18 protein-coding genes are annotated in these 20,817 nt (G+C 52.0%); 11 read left to right on the top strand and 7 right to left on the bottom strand.

Translation table 11 applies throughout. The features are described 5' to 3' along the window. The first annotated feature begins 32 nt into the window (after positions 1-32). The 5 genes from RIC19_RS12415 to RIC19_RS12395 all read left to right on the top strand — a co-directional run bounded on the left by RIC19_RS12415 (position 33) and on the right by RIC19_RS12395 (position 4,551). Positions 33-851: a DUF6265 family protein gene (locus RIC19_RS12415; RefSeq protein ID WP_350178642.1), complete on the top strand. Its 819-nt coding sequence runs from the start codon at positions 33-35 to the stop codon at positions 849-851. A 93-nt stretch (positions 852-944) separates the two neighbouring features. Continuing rightward, positions 945-2,630, top strand: coding sequence for an SWIM zinc finger family protein (locus RIC19_RS12410; protein WP_350178641.1), 1,686 nt, complete (start codon positions 945-947; stop codon positions 2,628-2,630). A 16-nt stretch (positions 2,631-2,646) separates the two neighbouring features. Then, complete coding sequence (gene rlmH, locus RIC19_RS12405) at positions 2,647-3,120, top strand: 23S rRNA (pseudouridine(1915)-N(3))-methyltransferase RlmH (protein ID WP_350178640.1); 474 nt, start codon at positions 2,647-2,649, stop codon at positions 3,118-3,120. Positions 3,121-3,131: 11 nt separating this feature from the next. Beyond that, positions 3,132-3,776 carry a rhomboid family intramembrane serine protease gene (locus RIC19_RS12400; RefSeq protein WP_350178639.1) on the top strand — a complete coding sequence of 215 codons (645 nt, stop codon included), beginning with the start codon at positions 3,132-3,134 and terminating at the stop codon, positions 3,774-3,776. Between the two features lie 4 nt (positions 3,777-3,780). Continuing rightward, a complete protein-coding gene (locus RIC19_RS12395) occupies positions 3,781-4,551 on the top strand; it encodes a YdcF family protein (protein ID WP_350178638.1) in 771 nt (256 codons plus the stop codon). Between the two features lie 16 nt (positions 4,552-4,567). On the opposite strand, the gene RIC19_RS12390 is transcribed toward RIC19_RS12395, so the two are convergent. Further along, positions 4,568-6,133 (bottom strand): ArnT family glycosyltransferase, encoded by a 1,566-nt coding sequence (locus tag RIC19_RS12390; protein WP_350178637.1) that lies wholly within the window; start codon positions 6,131-6,133, stop codon positions 4,568-4,570. A gap of 229 nt (positions 6,134-6,362) precedes the next feature. Between RIC19_RS12390 and trxB the strand changes: the two genes are divergently transcribed. Continuing rightward, positions 6,363-7,307 carry a thioredoxin-disulfide reductase gene (gene trxB, locus RIC19_RS12385; RefSeq protein WP_350178636.1) on the top strand — a complete coding sequence of 315 codons (945 nt, stop codon included), beginning with the start codon at positions 6,363-6,365 and terminating at the stop codon, positions 7,305-7,307. A 108-nt stretch (positions 7,308-7,415) separates the two neighbouring features. Continuing rightward, positions 7,416-8,498: a class II fructose-bisphosphate aldolase gene (gene fbaA, locus RIC19_RS12380; RefSeq protein ID WP_350178635.1), complete on the top strand. Its 1,083-nt coding sequence runs from the start codon at positions 7,416-7,418 to the stop codon at positions 8,496-8,498. A gap of 67 nt (positions 8,499-8,565) precedes the next feature. Here the strand turns inward: fbaA and dnaG are convergent, their stop codons facing one another. From dnaG to RIC19_RS12360, 4 genes are all read right to left on the bottom strand, one after another. Further along, a complete protein-coding gene (dnaG, locus tag RIC19_RS12375; RefSeq protein ID WP_350178634.1) occupies positions 8,566-10,617 on the bottom strand; it encodes a DNA primase in 2,052 nt (683 codons plus the stop codon). 764 nt (positions 10,618-11,381) lie between these two features. Then, on the bottom strand, positions 11,382-12,311 hold the full coding sequence (locus RIC19_RS12370) for a CdaR family protein (RefSeq protein ID WP_350178633.1): 930 nt from the start codon (positions 12,309-12,311) through the stop codon (positions 11,382-11,384). Positions 12,312-12,354: 43 nt separating this feature from the next. Next, the gene (gene yajC / locus RIC19_RS12365) at positions 12,355-12,684 is read right to left on the bottom strand and encodes a preprotein translocase subunit YajC (protein ID WP_350178632.1); all 330 of its coding nucleotides are present in this window, start codon (positions 12,682-12,684) and stop codon (positions 12,355-12,357) included. Positions 12,685-12,708: 24 nt separating this feature from the next. Next, on the bottom strand, positions 12,709-13,224 hold the full coding sequence (locus RIC19_RS12360) for a DUF1573 domain-containing protein (protein WP_350178631.1): 516 nt from the start codon (positions 13,222-13,224) through the stop codon (positions 12,709-12,711). Between the two features lie 110 nt (positions 13,225-13,334). Between RIC19_RS12360 and RIC19_RS12355 the strand changes: the two genes are divergently transcribed. From RIC19_RS12355 to RIC19_RS12340, 4 genes are all read left to right on the top strand, one after another. Then, entirely contained in the window at positions 13,335-13,856 is a 522-nt protein-coding gene (locus RIC19_RS12355; RefSeq protein ID WP_350178630.1) for a shikimate kinase, read from the top strand. Next, on the top strand, positions 13,857-14,441 hold the full coding sequence (locus tag RIC19_RS12350; RefSeq protein WP_350178629.1) for a DUF429 domain-containing protein: 585 nt from the start codon (positions 13,857-13,859) through the stop codon (positions 14,439-14,441). Between the two features lie 61 nt (positions 14,442-14,502). Continuing rightward, the gene (locus RIC19_RS12345) at positions 14,503-17,712 is read left to right on the top strand and encodes an AAA family ATPase (RefSeq protein WP_350178628.1); all 3,210 of its coding nucleotides are present in this window, start codon (positions 14,503-14,505) and stop codon (positions 17,710-17,712) included. Positions 17,713-17,718: 6 nt separating this feature from the next. Further along, positions 17,719-19,125: a S8 family serine peptidase gene (locus RIC19_RS12340; protein ID WP_350178627.1), complete on the top strand. Its 1,407-nt coding sequence runs from the start codon at positions 17,719-17,721 to the stop codon at positions 19,123-19,125. Positions 19,126-19,330: 205 nt separating this feature from the next. On the opposite strand, the gene RIC19_RS12335 is transcribed toward RIC19_RS12340, so the two are convergent. Further along, entirely contained in the window at positions 19,331-20,053 is a 723-nt protein-coding gene (locus RIC19_RS12335; protein WP_350178626.1) for an SDR family oxidoreductase, read from the bottom strand. Between the two features lie 20 nt (positions 20,054-20,073). Beyond that, positions 20,074-20,790 (bottom strand): GTP cyclohydrolase I FolE, encoded by a 717-nt coding sequence (folE, locus tag RIC19_RS12330; RefSeq protein WP_350178625.1) that lies wholly within the window; start codon positions 20,788-20,790, stop codon positions 20,074-20,076. Between the last annotated feature and the right edge of the window lie 27 nt (positions 20,791-20,817).

Here is a 20,817-nt window from a genome sequence, read left to right as displayed (position 1 = left end):
ATTTAAAGATAACCCTGTAAAACTGCCATACCATGGCTTCTAAAAAAGACCTTTTTTCCATCTTTCAAGACAATCGGCATCTGTTTGACTCCACCCCTTCTCCCCGGGCATGGGACAGGCTGGAGCGCCGTCTCGACGGGCACCGCCGCCGCAACCGGTTTTCCATGCTCCGTACCTTCTCTATGGCGGCGGCAGTACTGTTCCTGGCGGTACTGGGGGTACTGATATCCGTAGCGGTAGGAGAAAAGCCGGCGCGGCTGCTCAATAAGGGCCCACAACCTCTGGCTTCCGAGCAGTTGCCGGCTGATGACATAGAAGCCGCTGAAGAACTCCGCCAAACCCTCAACACTCAACAGGCTGAAAAGCAGCGGCAACGGCCAATTAACGAAGGGCCGACCGACCGCAAACTGGTGCTGGCTAAAGACCGGTCCAACTCCACTGCGTTGGAATCCCTCAACCGCCTGCAATGGCTGGAAGGGGATTGGCAGCCTCAGGATGCCAAGGCACATGCCGCTATACATTGGGAAAAAGTAGGCAGGCATGCGCTGAAAGGGGAACTGCAGCATAGCGGTACGACTGAGCACATCCGCATTTTTGAGGAAGGGGGCACTCTTTACTTTTCCACCGACTTAGGGAAAGAGGCTCAAGCCCGGTTTGCTCTTCAGTATGCCACGCCCGGCATGGCTGTTTTCGAAAGGGACAACGATACCTTCCCGCAAAAAGTCATCCTCAGCAGAAGCAAGCACAACCGATTGATGTTGCGCTACGAACCCAAAAGTAAAGGCAACGCTCAAGGGCTCCTCTTGCGTAAGCAGCAGGTCCGGGAATGGTACAAAATTCAGCTGCAATAACCCCTGTCTACGAACTATATCCGTTTGTGCTCATTACTATGAGTATATCTAACTTTCGCCTGTTTTGGCGGCACATCATTGGAGCACACGGATATGAACTTCTTACTGCGCAACCTTGAAAACGAAGTGCCTGAGTCCGCACTCCTGGAAGGGGAAACCCTACTGGAGAGCGGTGCAGTTAATGACCTGTCCGAACTGGAAAAACACCTCTGGGTCGCGCAAGCTGAAGGCCATGAGGTTGAGATCCAACTCTCCGGCCAGAAAGTTCTCGCCGGCACCTGTGAATGCACCGGCTATCAGGAAGCCGGCATCTGCGGGCACCTCGTCGCCACACTCCTGCTCCTGCGGCAGCAACAACAACAGCAAAAAGAAGAGCGTAATAAACAAAAGCAAGCCACCACCTCCCGGCGGCTCACCACTGGTGTTGTACTCGATCAAATTGACCCCAATGCATTGGTCGACTTTGTACGGGAATACGCCCGTACGCACCGCAATTTTGCTATCGCTTTAAAAGCCCGCTTCGCCGCTTCCGTTTCCAGTATCAACAGCAAGGATAAATACTTGCAGCTACTGGATACCGCCATCAATGCTGTACGCAAACCGGATCGGCAAATCACCTTGCGGGGCGCGCAACGGCTTACCAAAGTTATCGAAGAGCTCAGCCAGCAAATGGAAAACAGCTTGCATACCGGTAATTTTGTAGAGGTCGCGGATATTGCCCTTAGCATTATTGAAAAGGTAAGCCCCGTGCTCTCCAAAGTACAACGGCAAAGGGAAACCATCAGGGAACGGCTGGAGGAGGCTTTTAACTACCTGTTTGAGCTGGTTGACCGCTCGCCCGCCCCGCAACTCCTGCAGCGCCTTTGGGAAGACAGCCTGCGGGAGTATGCCAAGCTGACCTATCAGACCAATCGCCTTGACCGCCATTTTTTCAAACTCATGCTGAAAACCGCTCAGGGGCCCGCACAGCTGAAAATACTGATGGAAAAAGTAACGGAACAGGCCAGTAAATACCCTGACAAAGATGAATGGTCCCCTGATTACGTCCTGATACAAATTGGTATACTGGAAAAACTGAACGAAGACAAACAGGCGCGCAAGCTGATTGAAGGGCACCTCAACGAGCCTGAAATTCTGGACTACGCCATTCGGCAGGCCCACCGGCAAGGCAATCGGCCCCGGGAAAAAGCGCTGGCGCAAATGGGCTTGCGGCTGGACATGCCGAAAGCGTTTCAGGATGAGCTCGAAGGGCTTTTGCTAAAAATTGCGGAAGCTGAAACCGACAACCCCAGCCTGAAAACCTATGCCCTGCGCCAGTTCTTTAGAAAACTGGACCTGTCCTTTTACCGGAAAGCCCGCGAAGCTACACCAAAACCGGACCGGCAGGCTTTGTTTGAGCATACGCTGGCTCAACTGCGCCAACGCCCCTACTCGACCGGGCTGCGCGACACCCTCGCCGGGCTGCTCCAAATCGAAAACCAGTGGGAAATCCTAATGGCCTATGCCGAAGAAGTGCAATCGCTTGATCTCCTGGGCCAAATTGATGGTGAACTTCTCCCCCGTTTCCCACAGCGCGTCCGGCAATTATACCGGCAGTTGCTGCATGAGTACGCCCGGCATTATATAGGCCCTAAAACAGCCCGGCGAATTGCTCATGCACTGCAGCACTTGCAAACGCTCCGGGCCAACGGGTTTGTGCTGGACCTTGCCCGGGAACTCCGTGAGCAATACCCCGAAAGGCACACCCTTACTGCCGAATTAGCCGCATTTGAAGAATAATGCCTAATTTCCCTGCATGAAAATAGAATTGTGGGCCATTGGCAAAACCAGTGAACGCTATCTGGAGACCGGCATAGAGGTCTACACCAAACGGCTAAAACATTACCTGAAGTTCGAATTCCGAATCTTGCCTGATGTCAAAAAAGCCGGCAAGCTCAGCCCGGAACAGCTCAAAGAAAAAGAAGGAGAACTGGTGTTGAAAGCCCTTCAGCCCGGTGACTTACTGCTATTGCTGGATGAACGTGGCAAACGGGTCACTTCTACCGGCTTCGCTGAATTCATCAATCACAAACTGCAACTCAGCCACCGGCGTATCATCTTTCTGATCGGCGGAGCCTTCGGATTTGCACCGGACCTATACCAAAAGGCAGACCATAAAATTTCCCTGTCTGATATGACGTTCTCCCATCAGATGATCCGTCTGTTTATGGTAGAACAAATCTACCGGGCCATGACCATTCTCAACAACGAGCCTTATCACAACGACTAGAATTTAAATCTATGAGCATCAGCCTGACCATCATCCTGATCGGCATAACCGCCCTGATTTCCTATCAGGCCTTCAACAACCGGGACCTGTTTTACAAATCCGCTTTCCACCCGGCTTCAGTAAAGGAGTTTGGGCAATTTTACCGTTTTCTGACCAGTGGTTTCATCCACGCGAGCTGGGGGCACCTGGCCATCAATATGTATGTGCTTTACCTCTTTGGCGATATTCTGGAGCAAATTTTCACGGAGTGGATTTTCCCTCCTGCAATTGGGCGCATGGTATTCCTGCTGTTTTATCTGAGCGCTATTGTGGTATCGGATATCCCCTCTTATTTCAAGCATAAAGACAACAACGGCTACTCCGCCGTAGGGGCTTCCGGTGCGACCTCCGCTTTTGTAATGGCCTACATTCTTTTTGACCCCTGGAACTGGTTTATCTTCCCGCCGTTGCCCGGAGTGGTCCTGGCTATTGGCTACCTTGGGTATTCCTCCTACATGTCCAGGCGTGGCAATGACCTGATCGCGCACGATGCCCACCTTTGGGGCGCGGTTTACGGGATCGTCTTTATGATTGTAGTAGCCGCTCTGGCTCAGCCGGATTTACTCAACCTCTTTTGGTCCCGGTTGATGGAAGGGCCCCGCATGCCCAACTTTTAGTCCTATGTTTTTCATCCTGTCCAAGCTACTGGTTTTCCTACTCAAACCCATCACCTGGGTGGCCGGGCTGCTGTTTATGAGCTGGTTTTCGGCCCACCCCGGCCGCAAACGGAAGTATGTCATGTTTGCCCTTGTGGTGTTGCTGCTGTTTTCCAATGGGTTCATTTTCAATATGGTCATCAGTGCCTGGGAACCCCAGACCCTCACCGCAGATCAAATTGAATCGCCTTACGCAGTGGGCATTCTGCTGGGCGGCTACTCCAATCTCAATATCCGCCCGGTCCACGACCGGCACAATCTGAATGAACGGGCAAACCGCTTCATCAATGCCTTCGAGCTTTACAAAAAAGGAAAAATCCGGAAGCTGCTGCTAACTGGCGGACAAGGCTCCCTGACTAAAAGAAACCCTGCGGAAGCCAGTGAGGTGGTCCATTTTCTGGAAACACTGGGGGTTCCAAGGCGGGACATTCTGGTGGAAGATCAGAGCCGGAACACTTATGAGAATGCCGCATTCTCAAAAGCACTAATTGAAGAGCAGGGCATCGACGGGCCTTTTCTGCTCCTCACTTCGGCCTGGCATATGCCGCGTTCGGCAGCCTGTTTTGAAAAAGCCGGGCTTGAGGTAACGCCTTTTGCAGTGGACTACCTGACCGAAGAATGGTCGCCCTCCCCCGAACAGCTGATCCTGCCCAACGCCCGTACGTTCTATCTGTGGGAACTGCTCCTGAAGGAATGGGTGGGCATTCTGGCTTACCGCCTGAAGGGGTATAACTAAGAGATGCTATGTTATGTTACTCCACCCGGATCAGTACGAAATCACCATCATGGAAAGGGATCTGCAGTAAGGGTTCGTAGCCGGTGAACTGCCCTTCCGGTACCATCATATAGCTACCGGGCTCCAACTGATCATTGAAGTGGACCGTTTTGCCGCGCAGGCGATTGAGCTCATAAATGACGGTATAGGAAATACGCCCGTCCTGATAGAGGTATAAAGGATCAGCCCCGGCGATCTCCTGTATCTGCTGCGCCAAATCGGTATTGAACTGCCCGGCGCTATCGTGTGCGCGTTGTGGCAGGATGGTAAAGGCAAAGAGCAACCGGCCCGCGACCAAGCCAAAGAAAAGCCAGTTGAGGGCGAATGCTGGCTTCCTGAAATGCAGGTGAGCGAGCCCGGCAAAAGCCAGTGCCCCGGCAATCGTAATGACGCCCCGCCCGGTCAGAAAGTCGAATGCAGGCACAAAATTGAGCGCAATAGCCCCTGCGCTAAGCGCAATCAGGAGTATACCCACGATGATTCGAAATGCCCGCTCCCGCCATGCCGCTAATTCTCCCCGATGCTGCCAGGCATAAACACCGGCCGATAGCAGGAAAGGGTACAACATATAGATGTACCGCTGTTTGGCGCCCGGCGACAACCAGTACACCACAAAATTAGCTGAGAATGCCACCATGGAAAATGCCAGCAGAGGCTGTGCTTTGATTTGCTGCCAAATGCCGCGGTGAGTGGCAAAAAGCAGCAGTAGCAGACTCATGGGCAAAGTGTCCTTCAGGGTGTCCAGTGGGAAAACCAGCAGGTGTTCCAAAGTGCGGCCCAACCCATTCTGAACCGCTGTACGGCCTACCGACTCAGAAAAGAGGTCAGCCAGGTAATTGTCCAGGCTATTGTACTGATGGTATAGTGCTAAATAGCCACCGGCTACCCCTCCAAATACCAGAATACCCAGTACATGCTGCCACGAAAACAGCAGGCGCCAGCGCTTTTGATAAATCAACCAGGCCAGTACCGTGAACCCCAGAAAAGGGATAGCGGGCAAACCTTTGGTCAGCAGCCCGACTGCGGCAAGGCCATAACTGACACCAAACATCAGGCTCCACTTCCCGCGCTGTTCGTAGTGAAAAAACGCCAGCATGCTACTCAGTGTGATCAGGCTGTAGAAGATATCGATTTCACCCAGCATGGAGAAGTAAAAATAGATGGCCCCGCAGAAGGCATATGACAAAGCCCAGAGCCGGCCGAAGCCGGGAGTAATGTGCAGCCGCCCAATACGGTAAAGCAGCAACAGCGTGGCGATAAGGGACAACACGGTAGGCAACCGCAGCGCCCATCGGCTATAGGAGCCAAACCCCTGCGCGCTTGCCATAATCAGCCAGTTGAAAACCGGCGGCTTTTTGTAGTAAAACTCGCCCAGCTGCCGGGGCACGATGTAGTTGCCGTTTTCCTGCATCTCCATAGCGATGAGCGCCCGGCGGGGCTCCTCCAGGTAAACCGGCTGTACGCCCAAATTGATGAAGATGCTCAACAGCAGGAGTGCTGCGGCCCAGCCCATCAGGCGCTTTTCCAGTGACGATTCTGACATGCGTACGGATTTGATGCAGTCGCAAAGATGCCAATTTTTTCCCGCTACCGTAAAGAGATGTGCCGTTTGACAATCAGAAGATGAACCAGACTCAACCCGGAGCAAAGTGGAAGCGTTTCTTTTCGGGAACAGTTGGTAGTTGTGCAAAACTGTGACGTGAATTACTGACTGCTTAGCCTAAACTTTTTATTTTTGCCCGGATTATAAAAAACTACAAAGAAAAACCAAGATGGCAGAAGATATTCAACAAGTGAAATGCCTTATCATTGGCTCTGGACCTGCAGGGTACACTGCCGCCGTTTATGCCGCACGTGCTAATATGTCTCCCGTGTTATATACCGGACCTGAGCCGGGCGGACAGCTCATGATTACGACTGATGTGGAAAACTACCCCGGCTACCCGGATGGCATTATGGGGCCACAAATGATGGAGGACTTCCGTAAGCAGGCCGAGCGTTTCGGTACTGACGTACGCTACGAGCTTATCAGCAAGGTAGACTTCACCGGACCTGTGCACAAAGCCTGGACAGAATCCGGGCAGGAAATCCATGCCAATAGCATCATTATTTCCACTGGCGCAAGTGCCAAATGGCTGGGGCTGGAGTCCGAAAAGCGCCTGACCAACAAAGGCGTTTCTGCCTGTGCGGTTTGCGATGGTTTCTTCTTCCGCGGCCAGGAAACCGCGATTGTTGGAGGTGGAGATACGGCAGCTGAAGAAGCCCTCTACCTGTCTAAACTGAGCCCAAAGGTGCATATGATTGTGCGCCGCGACGAACTCCGGGCTTCCAAAATTATGCAGGAACGGGTGATGAATGCCCCAAATATCGAAATCCACTGGAATACCGAGACCGAGGAAATCCTGGGCGAAGAGGAAGTGGAAGGCGTTCGTGTCATCAACAACAAGACCAAGGAGACTTCTGTCATTCCGGTCAAAGGTTTTTTCGTAGCCATTGGGCACAAGCCTAATACGGGTATTTTTAAAGACTGGCTGGATATGAACGAAACCGGCTACATCACGACAAAAGGCAAAACAACCAAAACAAACATTCAGGGTGTTTTTGCCAGTGGTGACGCTCAGGATAACGTCTACCGACAGGCCGTAACTGCTGCGGGTACAGGCTGTATGGCCGCCCTCGACGCAGAGCGTTATTTGACGGAAGAAGGGGTGATTTAAATCAATCCGCCCTCAAAACACTGCCGAGGCTCGCCCAAAACGCAGAAAATGGCTATATTACCGGCTCGGTGATATAGCCATTAATTTTTCAAAACCGAACCCAATAATATGTCAACTGCAACCGCAACCCGCTTTCGCCCGGGTGTACTTCACGGTGACGAGGTTACCGAATTGCTTAACTATGCAAACGAAAACAATTTCGCGCTGCCTGCCGTCAACGTAGTCGGTACGAACACCATTAATGCAGTCCTCGAAACTGCCCGGGATGTCAACTCTCCCGTTATCATTCAATTTTCCAACGGTGGCGCCAGCTTCGTTGCCGGCAAAGGCTTGTCTAACGACGGGCAGCGCGCGGCAATACTCGGAGGGATTTCCGGTGCCATGCATGTACACACGATGGCGCAGGCTTATGGTGTGACGGTCATTCTGCATACCGACCACTGTGCGAAAAAACTCCTGCCCTGGATAGACGGGCTCGTGGAGGCCGGTGAAAAATTTTACAAAGACCGGGGCTATCCGCTCTACAGCTCCCACATGCTCGATCTCTCCGAGGAACCCCTGGAAGAGAACGTTGATATCTGTGCCCGGTACCATGAGCGCATGAGCAAAATTGGAATGACCCTGGAAATTGAGCTCGGCGTTACCGGTGGTGAAGAAGACGGTGTGGACAATACCGATATCGACAGCTCCCGCCTCTACACACAACCGGAGGAGGTTGCTTACGCTTACGAAGCCCTGAATAAAATCAGCGAGCGTTTTACCATCGCTGCTGCTTTTGGCAACGTTCACGGTGTATACAAACCGGGCAACGTTGAGCTAAAGCCGATCATTCTCAAGAACTCACAGGAGTATATCAAGGAGAAGTTTAGCACCGGGGACAATCCGATCAACTTTGTCTTCCACGGCGGATCGGGCTCTTCCCGCGAAGAAATCCGCGAAGCTATTGAGTACGGTGCGATCAAAATGAATATCGATACCGATCTGCAGTGGGCCTTCTGGGACGGCATCCGTCAGTACGATCAGAAGCATCACGACTATCTTCAGACGCAGATTGGCAATCCGGATGGTGATGATGTGCCGAACAAAAAGTACTACGATCCCCGTAAGTGGCTCCGTGCCGCGGAGGAAACCTTCAAAGCACGCCTGAAGCAGGCTTTTGAAGACCTGAATTGCATCGATCAGAATAAGTAACCGGGAAGAACAGCTTTAAACCGGTAACCTTACCGCAGTCTTCAATGAAAGGCTGCGGTAATTTTTTTTAGAACACCACCGTCCCCAGCTCCTTAGCCAGTTCGTTACGCAGCTGTTTCAGCTTTTGATCCAGCTTGAGGTGTACCATGTAATCTCCTTCCCCTTTTTCCATAACGGCTTTGAGCTGATCTGCGTTTTGCCGGATCATCCGGTTGAGTTTACGCAACCGGAACCGCTTCATAGCCGAAATGCTATCCTTGGCGAAGTTTTCATCAGGCATTTTCTGAGTCGTCAGAAAGATCTCCCATTTATTCGCCCAGTTCTCACTGTATTCATAAGGCGAGGTGGAAAGGTCGATAGCCAGTTGCTGCACATCGTCTTCAATATGGTGCAGGAATAGCTTTGGGGTTACGGCTTTCCCATCGGCCAAGGTCTCCATGGCAATTTGAAAGACCCGCTGATACTGGTTGTTGTCAAATTCGTCGAGCACATCTTCCACATTAGCGATGAGGTACTCCGCTACCGTGATGCCGTCCTCTTCATCAAAAGACGCATCTCCACCGGTCACCAGTATACGCACGAGGTCGCGTTCCTGAAAGCCATCGCCTACCGGCTTTTCCCGGGCGGGGCCCGTTGCTTTTTGCGGCGGCAGCTCTTCAAAGGGCAAGTCTTCAATGCCGCCCGGTTCTTCGGTGGGGAAAGGCGGTTCGTCTCCGGCGGTAGGTGGAGGGGGGGCGCCCGGTAATGATGGGGGCTGTGCCTCCTGCCGGCGGGCGCGTTCTCTTTGGCGGGCCTCCCGCTCCCGATCCTGTTGCTGCTTCCGGATCCGGGCTTCTACAGCTTTATTCGCCTCATTGACCAGCAGCTGCTCCTCTACGCCCATCAGGTTTGCGCACTCCCGGACGTAAAGGGATCGCTTGATCGGATCGGGGATTTTGGAGATGCTTTCCACGATCTCCTTGATCAGCTTCGACTGCTTGACCGGATCGCCGGCAGCTTCCTCCTGTAGAAGGCTGGCCTGGAACATGATAAAATCCCGGGCTTCCTGATCGATAAAGTTCCGGAAGGCATCGGTTCCAACGCTCTGCACGTAGGAGTCGGGGTCCTCTCCTTCCGGTAGCAGGACGATCTTCACATTCATCCCCTGCTCCAGCGCCAGGCCCAGCCCGCGGAGGGCAGCTTTCACCCCGGCCTTATCTCCATCGTAAAGGATTTTGATATTCTCCGTATACCGTTTGATCAGTCCAATTTGCCCCACGGTAAGGGAAGTACCCGAGGATGCCACCACGTTTTTGACCTCTGCCTGATGCAGGGAAATGACATCGGTATACCCTTCCACCAAAATGCACTCATCTTGTTTGCGGATGGCCTGCTTGGCGTAGAAAGCCCCGTAAAGAACCTTGCTTTTGCTGTAGACCTCTGTTTCCGGGGTGTTGACGTACTTGGGCGCTTTGACATCCTTGATCAGGATACGCCCACCGAAGCCGATGACTTTTCCGGACAGGTTGTGGATGGGGAACATCACGCGGTCCCTGAAGAAGTCCCGGCCGTACTGAGAAGTTAGCCCCAGCTGCTTAAGGAGATCCGAATTGTACCCTTTTTGCACTGCAGTCAGAGTAAAGAGGTCTTTGCCGGCGGGCGCGTAGCCGAGTCCAAACTTTTTGATAATTTCTTCCCGGAACCCTCTTCTCTTGAAGTAGCTGAGTCCCACGCTTTTGCCCCGGTCGGTTTCCAGCAGCTGCTCCTGATAAAACTGTTTAGCAAATTCGTTGACCAGAAAAAGGCTCTCCTGATGCTGCCGCTCCGCGCGGGCTTCATCGCTCACCTGTGTCTCTTCTACTTCAATGCCGTATTTTTTGGCCAGGTAGCGGAGCCCTTCCGGATAAGAGAGCTGTTCATGCTCCATCACAAACTTAAGCGCATCGCCCCCTTCTCCGCACCCAAAGCATTTGTAGATGCCTTTGGAAGGCGAAACATAAAAGGAAGGTGTCTTTTCGTTGTGGAAAGGGCAAAGTCCGATCAAGTTCACGCCACGCCGCTTTAGGTTGACGAAGTCCTCGACCACATCCTCCACCCGGACGGTCTCCATGATTTCATCTATAGTTTTCTGCTTGATCATAAAGCCAAAAATACGATTTTCAGTTAGAAGTCGGGCCCCGCTTTTGGACCCATTATGATGTAATGCTGACTGTGACGTTTTCCACCCACAGAGATACGGAGCCACCGAGGTTGCTGCAAAGTGGGCCTGCTGCTAATTATGGTCGTTTTTGCCCCAATCTGTAAGAAATGGAAAGAAAGCGGATGATTTAACCCCTTGTTAACGCCGGGTACCTCCTGCCAATTTAACACGCAATTACCCCTTAGTCAGCCTTTTGCAAATCTTGGTTAACAGTCGTTAAAAACCCTAACAAGGCAGGATATAACAAATGGTGCACAGAATTCGTATTAAAGACGAACAAATTAATGGGTGTTCTCATAGTGTGAGCTGCCCCGCCTCCGGTCAGGATGTGCGGGGCAGCGTTTTTATATATTGCTTTTTTATTGGGGCTTAACAGTGTTTTTTAAAAAAAAATGGTCCTAATTAAACAAATAGTGCAAAAAGGCTGTATATTTGAGTATACAGAGAGAGCGCGTTAGTGAGCCCGCTGCACCTTCCTTCAAAATAGCAGCGGGTTTTTTTATGCCCCAAACTCAAGGTTTTCCATTATAATTTATTGATTATCAGGACTGAGCCGCTAAGTTAGTGGATAGCCCGGGAAGTACCTGATCGCAAAGACCCCTTAAACGAAGGCTTTGAAGCGCAGAACACACCGCATTATTCCAAACTGACCGCAGGTTGTTGCGCGCTGCCTGTTGATGAGCGCCACAGGACAAAGGCGGAGGCTACTGTCCGGGCGGAGGCTTTTGGTCCGGTACAGTGTCCGCTTCTTCTACAAAAAAGAAACGGGCAGACTTAGGCGTGAAAAACAAAGATTGAATATAAGAAGGCTGTTTGGTAATGATAATCGGAGCGGTGGTACCGGAAGAATTGGGGACCATCCCTTTGAGGTCCACCTCAGCGGTAAAGTCCTCGTAGGTCATACGGTCGTATTGGCTCAGCCCAAGCTTGGAGGTCACGGTTACTTTTTCCGGAAAAATCCGGAGGCTGTCCGGAGCGTTCTTCACCACTAAGGGCACATATACTGATTTTTCTGTAAAAGGCTCCACTTCGATATTGGCCTCTGTGGTTTGAGGCGAAAGGGTTACTTCCGGTGGCGGTTTTTGCAGCCTGACCTGAGTCAACAGGCTCTGCTTGAGGTTTTTGTAGACCAGGGAGTCGGTAGACCAGGCATCGTACTGACTTACAATAGACTCAGGCCCGGTGAGGGTAACAGAATCAGGCAACAGTTCCACCGGCTTTTTTAATTGGTGTGCCGGAGCAAAACTCAAAACGGTTACCGGATTGATGGGTACCCGGCGCTGCGCCTGCTCTTCTGCCACGAGATTCAGCTCGTCATAATTGATTTCCAGGACGTTGATGTCATCAGAATGCAACTTAGCCTGAATATCGCTGCGCAACTGTCCACGGGAGAGGTTTAACCGGCTGAGGCCTTCCATGTTATATTCAAGCCCCAGTTTGCGGCTGTAAAAATGGTCAAAGAGCAAATCCCAGCCCGTACCCTCCAGGTCTACCACCAGATTATCGGGTGGCAGGGCGGATAAAGAAGCCCCCTGTGGCAACTGAATTTCAAAGTAAACTTCTTTTTGTGCCCGGTAGGTCTGAGAAAGCTTGATCAACAACCAAAAGACGAAGGCTATCCCAATGCATGCCATCAGGATAGCCCGGTCTTCTTTTAAGTGAAACTTAAATATTTGTTTATTGATCTTGATCATCACCTTCTGATACGAAGGACTCCGTCATCTCTTTGGAAATGGCGCTACGGGTAATACGGATGAAGGTTTTGTTGGACACTTCCAGCGTCGCTTCTGCTTCGCTCAGCTTGTTGATGCGCCCAATAATACCGCTGGCCGTAACCACTTCATCCCCCTTTTGGAGCCCTTCATTAAATGTCTTTTGTTCTTTCTGTCGTTTCTGTTGCGGACGGATCAGAAACAGGTAAAAAATCACAATCATGGCACCGATGAACACCAGGTTCATCATGCCTGCATTGCCCGCCTGTAGCAGTAAGATAGTGTTTTGAGTCATGTTTAAGATGTATTTCGTTTGTTTTTATTGTTCAGCGCCTGCTTCGTTCACGAAGCCGCGCAAGTAAACTTTGGTGGTTGCCGGATAAGAATTGGCGGTGATAATGACCGGCTTAACCTGCCGTGCCCGCTTGTTTTTGGTGTTGAAGCGGACAAAAATCTCCCCCTCCTCTCCTACCGGGATGGGATCGGTAGGCCATTCCGGCACGGTGCAGCCACAAGTGGAACGTGCGCCCTGAATGACGAGTGGCGCTTTGCCTGTATTCCTGAATTTAAAGGAATGCTCAATGACATCTCCTTCGGTCACCTCTCCAAATTCGAAGTTTTGCTCCTCGAATGTAACTTTGGCTACGTTAACCGTATCGATAGGCGTATCCGCAGATACCGGGTTGCGGATAATATCGGCATTGCTGATGGGGCCCTCCTGTTTGATTTCCTGAAGGGTCTTCTCTGAAGCGCCTTCGGGCTGTTGATTGCCGCTGCCGCAGGCAGTCAGTACCAGTAAAAAAGCCCAAAATAGTGCCGGCAGTGATTTCATCATAGCTTATCGTTTTTCAGCACAAAGGTAATTAACGAATTCAAACCCTAACGAAATTATCAACTAATCCGGGAAAGGATTTGTTTTGTCCCGTATAAATATGAATCCTTAGTATGCAAATTTACCTCCTCGGCTTTATGGGGTCGGGCAAATCTTATTCCGGCAAGCGCCTGGCCGAATTGCTCGGCAGAGCCTTTACTGATCTCGACACTTTCATTGAGGAGCAGGAAGGGCGATCGGTCCGCAGCATTTTTGAGCAAGCCGGAGAAGCTTACTTCCGGCAAGCCGAGGCAGCTGCACTGCGGCAAATGGCAGCCCAACCGGCAGCCGTGGTGGCTACCGGCGGCGGCACGCCCTGTTTCCACCAAAATATGGATTGGATGAACCAAAACGGGCTGACCATCTACCTTGATACAGCGCCTGCAGTTTTATTCCAACGCCTGAAGGAAGGGCGTAGCCACCGCCCACTCATACGGTCTATGACAGAGGAAGCCCTCCGGCAGTTCATTCACGACAAACTGCAGGAACGGAGCCACTACTATCAGCAGGCGAGTATTGTTTATCAACAGCGTACGGGCAAGGAGGCGGTTGCTGAGGACCTCTCGTATCAATTCACCAATATAATCGGGCACTAAATGGAATGGGCAGGCGTAGATTACGGCAGTAAAATGGCAGGCACAACGGTAATTGCCTGGGCGGAACGCCAGGTGCTTTACCTTGCCCAAAGCCAAAAGAAAAAGGATGCAGACCGCTGGCTCAGGCAATGGGTAACCGAGCATCAGCCCAGGCAGCTTTATCTCGATGCACCGCTCAGTCTTCCGGGCGTTTACCTGGCCCCCGACCAGTATTCCGACTATTTCTACCGTGCCGCCGACAAAGCGGTGCAGGCTATGTCCCCCATGTTCCTTGGTGGCCTTACGGCACGGGCTATGCGCCTCAGCCACGAGCTTGAAGGCCTTCATTGCACAACGTTGGAAGCCTACCCCGGCCACCTTTCAAAGATGATTGGCCTCGACGGCAAGCGCTACAAGAAAGATAAGGGGTACCTGGAAGCGGCTACTTCGGTGATTCTGGGGCACCTGCCCGGGTATCAGCTGCAGGAAGCTACAGCCAACTGGCATCAGGTAGATGCGTTACTGGCCTTTTGCAGCGGTTACCGGCATCAAAACGGGCAGGCAGAAGTCTACGGCTCCATAGCAGAAGGGCAGATCGTTGTCTGACTTTTCAGAACCGGAAAAAAGAACTAGCTTTAAGCCTTGCTGAACAAAAGGACTTGCCGGCATGGCCTTCGAACTCACGATACCTTTTTATGCTTTCCGATTGCACCTCCAAACCGGAGGTAGCCTATTAGCACCACTGAATGACCGGGAGGTCATCCGCATCAGAGAGAAACTCCCTGTACTGGCTGGTCAGTATGCAGAAGCACTTCAGCGAAAGGTGCTCAACAAAGGGCAAATCAGCGAGTTGCTCAATGAATACCCACAGGGGAATTTCATTCCTGCAAAGGTCAGGGCTTTGTTCCCAGCCTCAAAAGATAAATTTACCTATCCGGCCTTCGAGCTGGAGTTCACCTATTATTTTAATCAGCTGGAGCCGGGCGGCGGTATTTGGGCAATAGTGCCTGCCTTAGACCTGGAAACTTACGCCGCTGTGCCCGACGAATTGGAACAGCGGGTAGTCGAAGCGATTCAGCTCGATTTTGCGCGCCACCGACGCCTGCAGGCCGTGCAGCATATCGTCAGTGCGATCTGGTTTGACCTGGTTGAGCTCAAACAATACCCCATCACCCTGCTGGTACCGAGCCCGAAAGAGCTCGAAAAGATGGGTACGGAACAGCAAGACCGTTTGCTGCCCAAAGCGGCTACGGCTCTGGACGTTGATACCCCGGCTTGTTATGGCAGGGAGCCGGAGCTGCACCAACTGGCACAGATACTCAACGGCAACTTCCATCGCAACACCCTGCTGATCGGCCCTTCGGGTACAGGCAAAACAGCCCTGGTCTGGGAGCTTGCCCGCCGGCAATCCCAATTAGGCCTGCAGGGCAAAATATGGGAGACGACCGCTTCTACCCTCATTAAAGAACTTATGAAAGATACCGGCTGGCAGGAGAACCTTTCACAGCTTTGCCGTGAACTCTCCGGCCAACCGGACCTACTCTTTGTACGCAACCTTATGGACCTTTTCGAGGTGGGCAAATACGAGGGCAACACCATTAGTATTGCCGACTACCTCCTGCCCTACCTCAGCCGTGGAGAAGTAACACTGATTTCAGAATGTACCGAAGATGAACTCGCTCGCATTGAAATCAAAAGCCCCTCCTACCTCAATGTTTTTCAGCGCATCACCCTGGCTGAGCCCGAAGCGAAAAACCTGGAAGACATTATTGAGCGCAAAGCCAATGACCTGGCCAGAGGGCAGCGTGTCCATATAGACCGCGCGGCTATTCAGGAGACGGTAAGGTTGAGCCGCCGGTTCACGCCCTATGATGGAATGCCTGGCCGGCCGATCCGCTTTTTGGAAAACCTCCTGCTCAACCGGAGAGGAAAATCTATGCCCGGGCATCATCAGGAGCAGATAACTATTCACAGCTCCGAAGTTATTGCCCAATTTAGTGAAGAGACCGGTATGCCCCGGTTTATGATTGACCCCGATTTGCCTATGGACCCCGAGGCGCTACTTGGGTATTTCAATAGCAACGTTTTTGGGCAGGAAGAAGCAGTGGAACGCATTACAGGCATTTTGGCTGCTATCAAAACAGCACTTTCCCGTACCGGCAAGCCCATTGCCTCCCTGCTTTTCGTGGGGCCTACCGGCGTGGGCAAAACCGAGCTGGCCAAGCAACTGGCCACTTTCATGTTTGGCAACCCGGACCGGATGACGCGCTTTGATATGAGCGAATTCTCTACGCCTTATGCCGTACAGCGCCTTATCGGTCAAAGTTATTTCTCAGAAGGCCTGCTGACTTCCGCCATCCGCAAAGCTCCCTTCGGTGTACTGCTCTTTGATGAGATCGAAAAAGCCCACCCCTTGTTTTTCGACCTCCTCCTGCAAATGCTTTCCGAAGGGCGGCTGACCGACAGTCAGGGCCGGCTGGTTAACTTTTGCAGTACGATTATCATTATGACGTCCAATGTGGGGGCAAGCAGCTTACAGCCTAACCCCATCGGATGGCAGCAGGAACAGTCGGTAAAAGGCGTAGCGGACCACTTCCTCAACGCCGTACAAAAGTATTTCCGCCCGGAACTTTTCAACCGTATTGACCAGGTAATTCCGTTTGCACCTTTGGACAGCCTGACCATTCGGTATGTACTCGACCGGGAAATCGAACAACTCCGCCGAAGGGAAGGTATCCGCTTCCGCAAGATGAACTTTGTGCTTACGGAGGCTTTCCAGGAACACCTCGCTAATAAGGGGTACGATAAACAATATGGTGCCCGCCACCTGCAACGGACCATCCGGCACGAACTGCTCCTGCCACTGGCCTATGCTCTGAACCAACAGGATATCGATGACCAGGTAGAAATTGTGGTCGACCTCAAAGACCACAAACCACATCTGACAACCAAAGCGGACCCCCTCGGCCTGGATTTACTCCTTGAGGAATACACCAAGATCACTTATGCCGACCACGCAAGCAACCTCAGGCGCTCGGTGGAAAAATTGATGGAGGGCAGTTCTTACGTTCACATGCTTTCAGAACTGGACATGCTGACCTCCGCCCGCCGCCGCAAAGGCAAAGGCTTTTGGAACCAAAAGGAAAATGCCGAACGCTACGGCCTGCTCACCGAACAGAAAACCCAGTTCGAAGCGTTGCTGCAACGTACCGAACAACTCGAATTGCAGCTGTCCATGGCTTGCCTGCACATTCAAACCTATCAACCGGAATGGGTGGAAGCATTAGAAGCGGTAGAGCAACAATTCCAGCAGGAGAAGGTCAACCTGTACGAAATTCTGAAACCCGGAAACAATGAATGCCTGCTGTTTATTTTGGGAGAGAAACCTGAGCTGCCCGTTCAGTTCTATCTGGAGCTGAACAAAGCACTACCCTTCGAGGCATCCACATCGGCAGTTTGGCTCAGGGCAGCAGACAAAAAGTCCGAAATCATTCTGACGGAACACCACTGGGCAAAAGAAACGCCCACCCCTGAATTGCCGTCTGACAAACTGATGGGGGCCTGCCTGCACCTCTCCGGGCAAGCTGCTGGCATCTACTTCGAGCCCGAAGACGGCGTGCAATCCTGGCAGTTTGATCCGGACGAAGCCCAGGAGTATCAGGTCATGGTAGCCCCGAGCCTCGACGCTGCGCAGACGAGTGTACTGGCAGCCTTTCGGGAGCGCCCGCCTGCCCTGCGCCGGATGATTACCAAAGATACCATCCGCGACACGCTTTATGACCTCAAACGGGAGTACCATAGCAATCAGCTTCTCGAATTCATTCAGGATAACCTGGACCATCACTTCCATCTCAATATTGATTCGATAATTGGATAATCAACTATGAAAAAGACTTCTATCGGCGCTGTGATCGCCTGTTTCCTTTTTTTTGCTTTACCTGCATTCGGACAGGAGTCGTCTGAGCCCGATAATCCCCGGCAATTTTATTGGGTCGCCTTCAAGGACAAGGCCAATACGCCCTACGCCGCAAAAGCTCCGGAGGCTTTTCTCTCTCCGCGCGCCATTGCCCGCCGGGAGAAACTCGGTATCCTTATCACTCCTACTGACTTCCCCCCAAATCCTGATTACCTGGAAGGTGTGGAAGCAGCGGGCGCCCGCGTGCATCATACCTCCCGCTGGCTTAATGCTGCGACGGTGTACGGGGAGCAGTCTGCGCTCCCTGCCATTGCTGTCTTACCCTATGTGGACACGGTTTGGTATGCCGGTCCGTACCGGGAACGGGACAAGGCCAGCGTAGAGCGTACTAAAAAAATGGATAAGCTCAAGAGCAAAGCACTTACCGGCCAGCACTACGGCTATGCTACCAAGCAAATCAAGGCTATCAATGGGGATAGCCTGCATCAGGCCGGCTACCGGGGCAAAGGTGTACTCGTAGCTGTGATGGACGGCGGCTTTACGGGGGTAGACCGCAGCCCTTTCTTTGATACGCTTCGGGCGCACAACCGGCTGTTGCGGTCGATGGATATGGTAGATAAAGACACCCTGGTGTGGGAATCCAGCAGCCACGGCACGAAAGTATTGTCGACCATGGCTGCCAATCAGCCGGAAGTCCTTGTTGGTACCGCACCGGATGCCACTTACGTTTGCATTAAAACAGAAGATACACGGGGAGAGCACCGTATTGAAGAGTGCCACTGGGTTGCAGGGCTTGAATACGCCGACAGCCTGGGTGCCGATGTGATCAATTCTTCTCTCGGTTATACGCAGTTTGACGAGCCGGATATGAACTATGGCGCTGACGACCTGACCGGGCACACTTCTGTAGCGAGCCGGGCGGCAGATATTGCAGCGGAGAAAGGCATTTTGGTGGTGACAAGCGCCGGTAATGAGGGGAGCAGCCCCTGGCGGAAGATTGGAATCCCTGCGGATGCGGCAGGGGCTTTTTCAATTGGAGCTACCGCACTAAACGGAGACCTTGCGAGCTTCAGTTCCGTGGGGCCAACAGCTGATCGGCGGATAAAGCCGGATATCGTGGCGCCCGGCGCATGGGTCACCCTCGCTGATGCTTACCAATATCAGGTGACTATTGGCTCCGGGACTTCTTTTGCCAGTCCTATTGTAGCTGGTATGGTTGCCTGCCTGCGCGAAGCTTACCCCGAGGTTTCAGTAGAAGAAATTCTTGACGCTATCCGCAACAGCGGCAATCAGTCGGACCTACCTAATGTAGCGGTAGGCTATGGGATACCAGACTTCATAAAAGCTTATGAGGCGCTGCACAAGCAACCCTGAGGCAGTACCGGCAAGCCATAAAGCAAGGGCTCCGATGCCCGGGAATAAAAAAGGGCTGAGGTTGAAGCAAGCGAGTATAGCCAGAGGAATATTTCTTTCCATAGCCAACGCTCAAGTGCCCAACCTCAGCCCTGATTTTTCAAACTTATCAGAATTTCACATTTTGACCTATTATTGCCAAAAGCAGGAACCCTATAAACAGGGTCTAAATCACCTGATGATTGAAAGGCTGAATGACCATCTCTGATACCACCCCAGAAGTAGGCTGCTGGCACATAAACCATACCGCACGGCCCGCTTCCTGAGCAGTGATAAACTTATCCCGGTTTACGGGCATATCAATGTCATCCCAGAATTCAGAATCCACTCCACCGAGGTAAAGGTTTGACAATCGGATTTCAGTCCGCTTCAATTCCTCGCGGAGAGACTTAACCATTCCGTTCAGGCCATATTTGGAGGCCGCATAAGCTGCTGCCGCTGCCATAGGTGCCCGTCCCAGCACCCCCGGGATATTGATAATCAGCCCCTTCTTGGAGGCTTTCATGGGGGGCAGAAAGGCTTGCATAACCAGGAAAGCGCCTTTGAGGTTGATGTCAATCATCCGGCTCATCTGTTCGTACTCAATGTTTTCGAACTTCTTGAGGTAGCCCACCCCGGCTGCATTTACCAGGATGTCGATTTGATTGACCTTACTGTGGATTTTATCCGCCACTGCGCGCACCGATTCAGGGTCGGTCACCTCCATGGTAAAGACCTGATCATCGGGGATGTTGTTAGCCTTAGCCACCTTGGCCAGCTTTTCTGCATCACGCCCCGTAATGAACACATTGCCCTGAGAGTTTTTTATCATTTTGGTGGCCTCGGCGCCAATGCCACCCGTAGCCCCCACAATCAGTACTTTCTTATTGGCTAACATTTCAACCGCCATAGTTGGGATATGATTTTAATTTAGTCTTTGATAATTTTCAAAAATTCGGCACGAACACTTTCATTCAGGAAACGCCCGCCGTATTCTGTGGTAACGGTGCTGCACTGAGTATGTTTAATGCCGCGCATTTCCACACACATGTGCTTAGCATCGATATAGACTGCCACGTCTTCCGTTTTAAGCACCCGCTTCAACTCCTCTGCAATCTGAACGGTCAGACGTTCCTGCACCTGAGGGCGGCGGGCGAAGTGCTCTACGATGCGATTGAGCTTCGACAGCCCAATCACCTGGCCGTTTGCGATATAGGCAATATGGCACTTGCCGTAAATGGGCAAAAAGTGGTGCTCGCAGAACGACTGCACCTGAATGCCTTTCTCTACGAGCATCTGCCGGTACCCAAATTTGTTATCGAACAGTGAAATAGCAGGCTTGGAAGCCGGATTGAGACCACCAAAGATCTCTTTGACAAACATTTTGGCCACCCGCCGGGGTGTACCGTTCAGAGAATCGTCGGTAAGGTCGAGCCCCAGAGTTTCCATGATTTGCCGGAAATGATCACTGATGATTTCCATTTTTTCTTCATCCGAACGCTCAAAGGCATCTTCCCGCATGGGCGTGTCTTTGGAGGTTGCAGCATGCATGTCCCCCAGTTCATCTACAAGTTCTTCCCCATTCTTAGGCGTATAGCCGTTTACCTTCCTGGCAATACCATTGCCGGAATATTTTGAATTCACCATAAAGGATGTATTTTGAAATTTATCAGG

It is taken from the genome of Phaeodactylibacter sp. (assembly GCF_040219495.1).
In the GTDB taxonomy this organism is placed as follows: Bacteria; Bacteroidota; Bacteroidia; order Chitinophagales; family Saprospiraceae; genus Phaeodactylibacter.
Note: the sequence above shows the minus strand (reverse complement) of the source record. Positions and strands in the feature narration are given on the sequence as shown.

Bases quoted from the DNA above. Each gene is read 5' to 3' on its own strand.
- RIC19_RS12350 (WP_350178629.1), top strand. From the start codon at position 13,857: ATGGAATGGGCAGGCGTAGATTACGGCAGTAAAATGGCAGGCACAACG.
- RIC19_RS12370 (WP_350178633.1), bottom strand. From the start codon at position 12,311: ATGGCATGCATTGGGATAGCCTTCGTCTTTTGGTTGTTGATCAAGCTT.
- RIC19_RS12390 (WP_350178637.1), bottom strand. From the start codon at position 6,133: ATGTCAGAATCGTCACTGGAAAAGCGCCTGATGGGCTGGGCCGCAGCA.
- RIC19_RS12355 (WP_350178630.1), top strand. From the start codon at position 13,335: ATGCAAATTTACCTCCTCGGCTTTATGGGGTCGGGCAAATCTTATTCC.
- RIC19_RS12340 (WP_350178627.1), top strand. From the start codon at position 17,719: ATGAAAAAGACTTCTATCGGCGCTGTGATCGCCTGTTTCCTTTTTTTT.
- rlmH (WP_350178640.1), top strand. From the start codon at position 2,647: ATGAAAATAGAATTGTGGGCCATTGGCAAAACCAGTGAACGCTATCTG.
- RIC19_RS12395 (WP_350178638.1), top strand. From the start codon at position 3,781: ATGTTTTTCATCCTGTCCAAGCTACTGGTTTTCCTACTCAAACCCATC.
- RIC19_RS12410 (WP_350178641.1), top strand. From the start codon at position 945: ATGAACTTCTTACTGCGCAACCTTGAAAACGAAGTGCCTGAGTCCGCA.
- fbaA (WP_350178635.1), top strand. From the start codon at position 7,416: ATGTCAACTGCAACCGCAACCCGCTTTCGCCCGGGTGTACTTCACGGT.
- RIC19_RS12400 (WP_350178639.1), top strand. From the start codon at position 3,132: ATGAGCATCAGCCTGACCATCATCCTGATCGGCATAACCGCCCTGATT.
- trxB (WP_350178636.1), top strand. From the start codon at position 6,363: ATGGCAGAAGATATTCAACAAGTGAAATGCCTTATCATTGGCTCTGGA.
- RIC19_RS12360 (WP_350178631.1), bottom strand. From the start codon at position 13,224: ATGATGAAATCACTGCCGGCACTATTTTGGGCTTTTTTACTGGTACTG.
- yajC (WP_350178632.1), bottom strand. From the start codon at position 12,684: ATGACTCAAAACACTATCTTACTGCTACAGGCGGGCAATGCAGGCATG.
- RIC19_RS12345 (WP_350178628.1), top strand. From the start codon at position 14,503: ATGGCCTTCGAACTCACGATACCTTTTTATGCTTTCCGATTGCACCTC.
- folE (WP_350178625.1), bottom strand. From the start codon at position 20,790: ATGGTGAATTCAAAATATTCCGGCAATGGTATTGCCAGGAAGGTAAAC.
- RIC19_RS12335 (WP_350178626.1), bottom strand. From the start codon at position 20,053: ATGGCGGTTGAAATGTTAGCCAATAAGAAAGTACTGATTGTGGGGGCT.
- RIC19_RS12415 (WP_350178642.1), top strand. From the start codon at position 33: ATGGCTTCTAAAAAAGACCTTTTTTCCATCTTTCAAGACAATCGGCAT.
- dnaG (WP_350178634.1), bottom strand. From the start codon at position 10,617: ATGATCAAGCAGAAAACTATAGATGAAATCATGGAGACCGTCCGGGTG.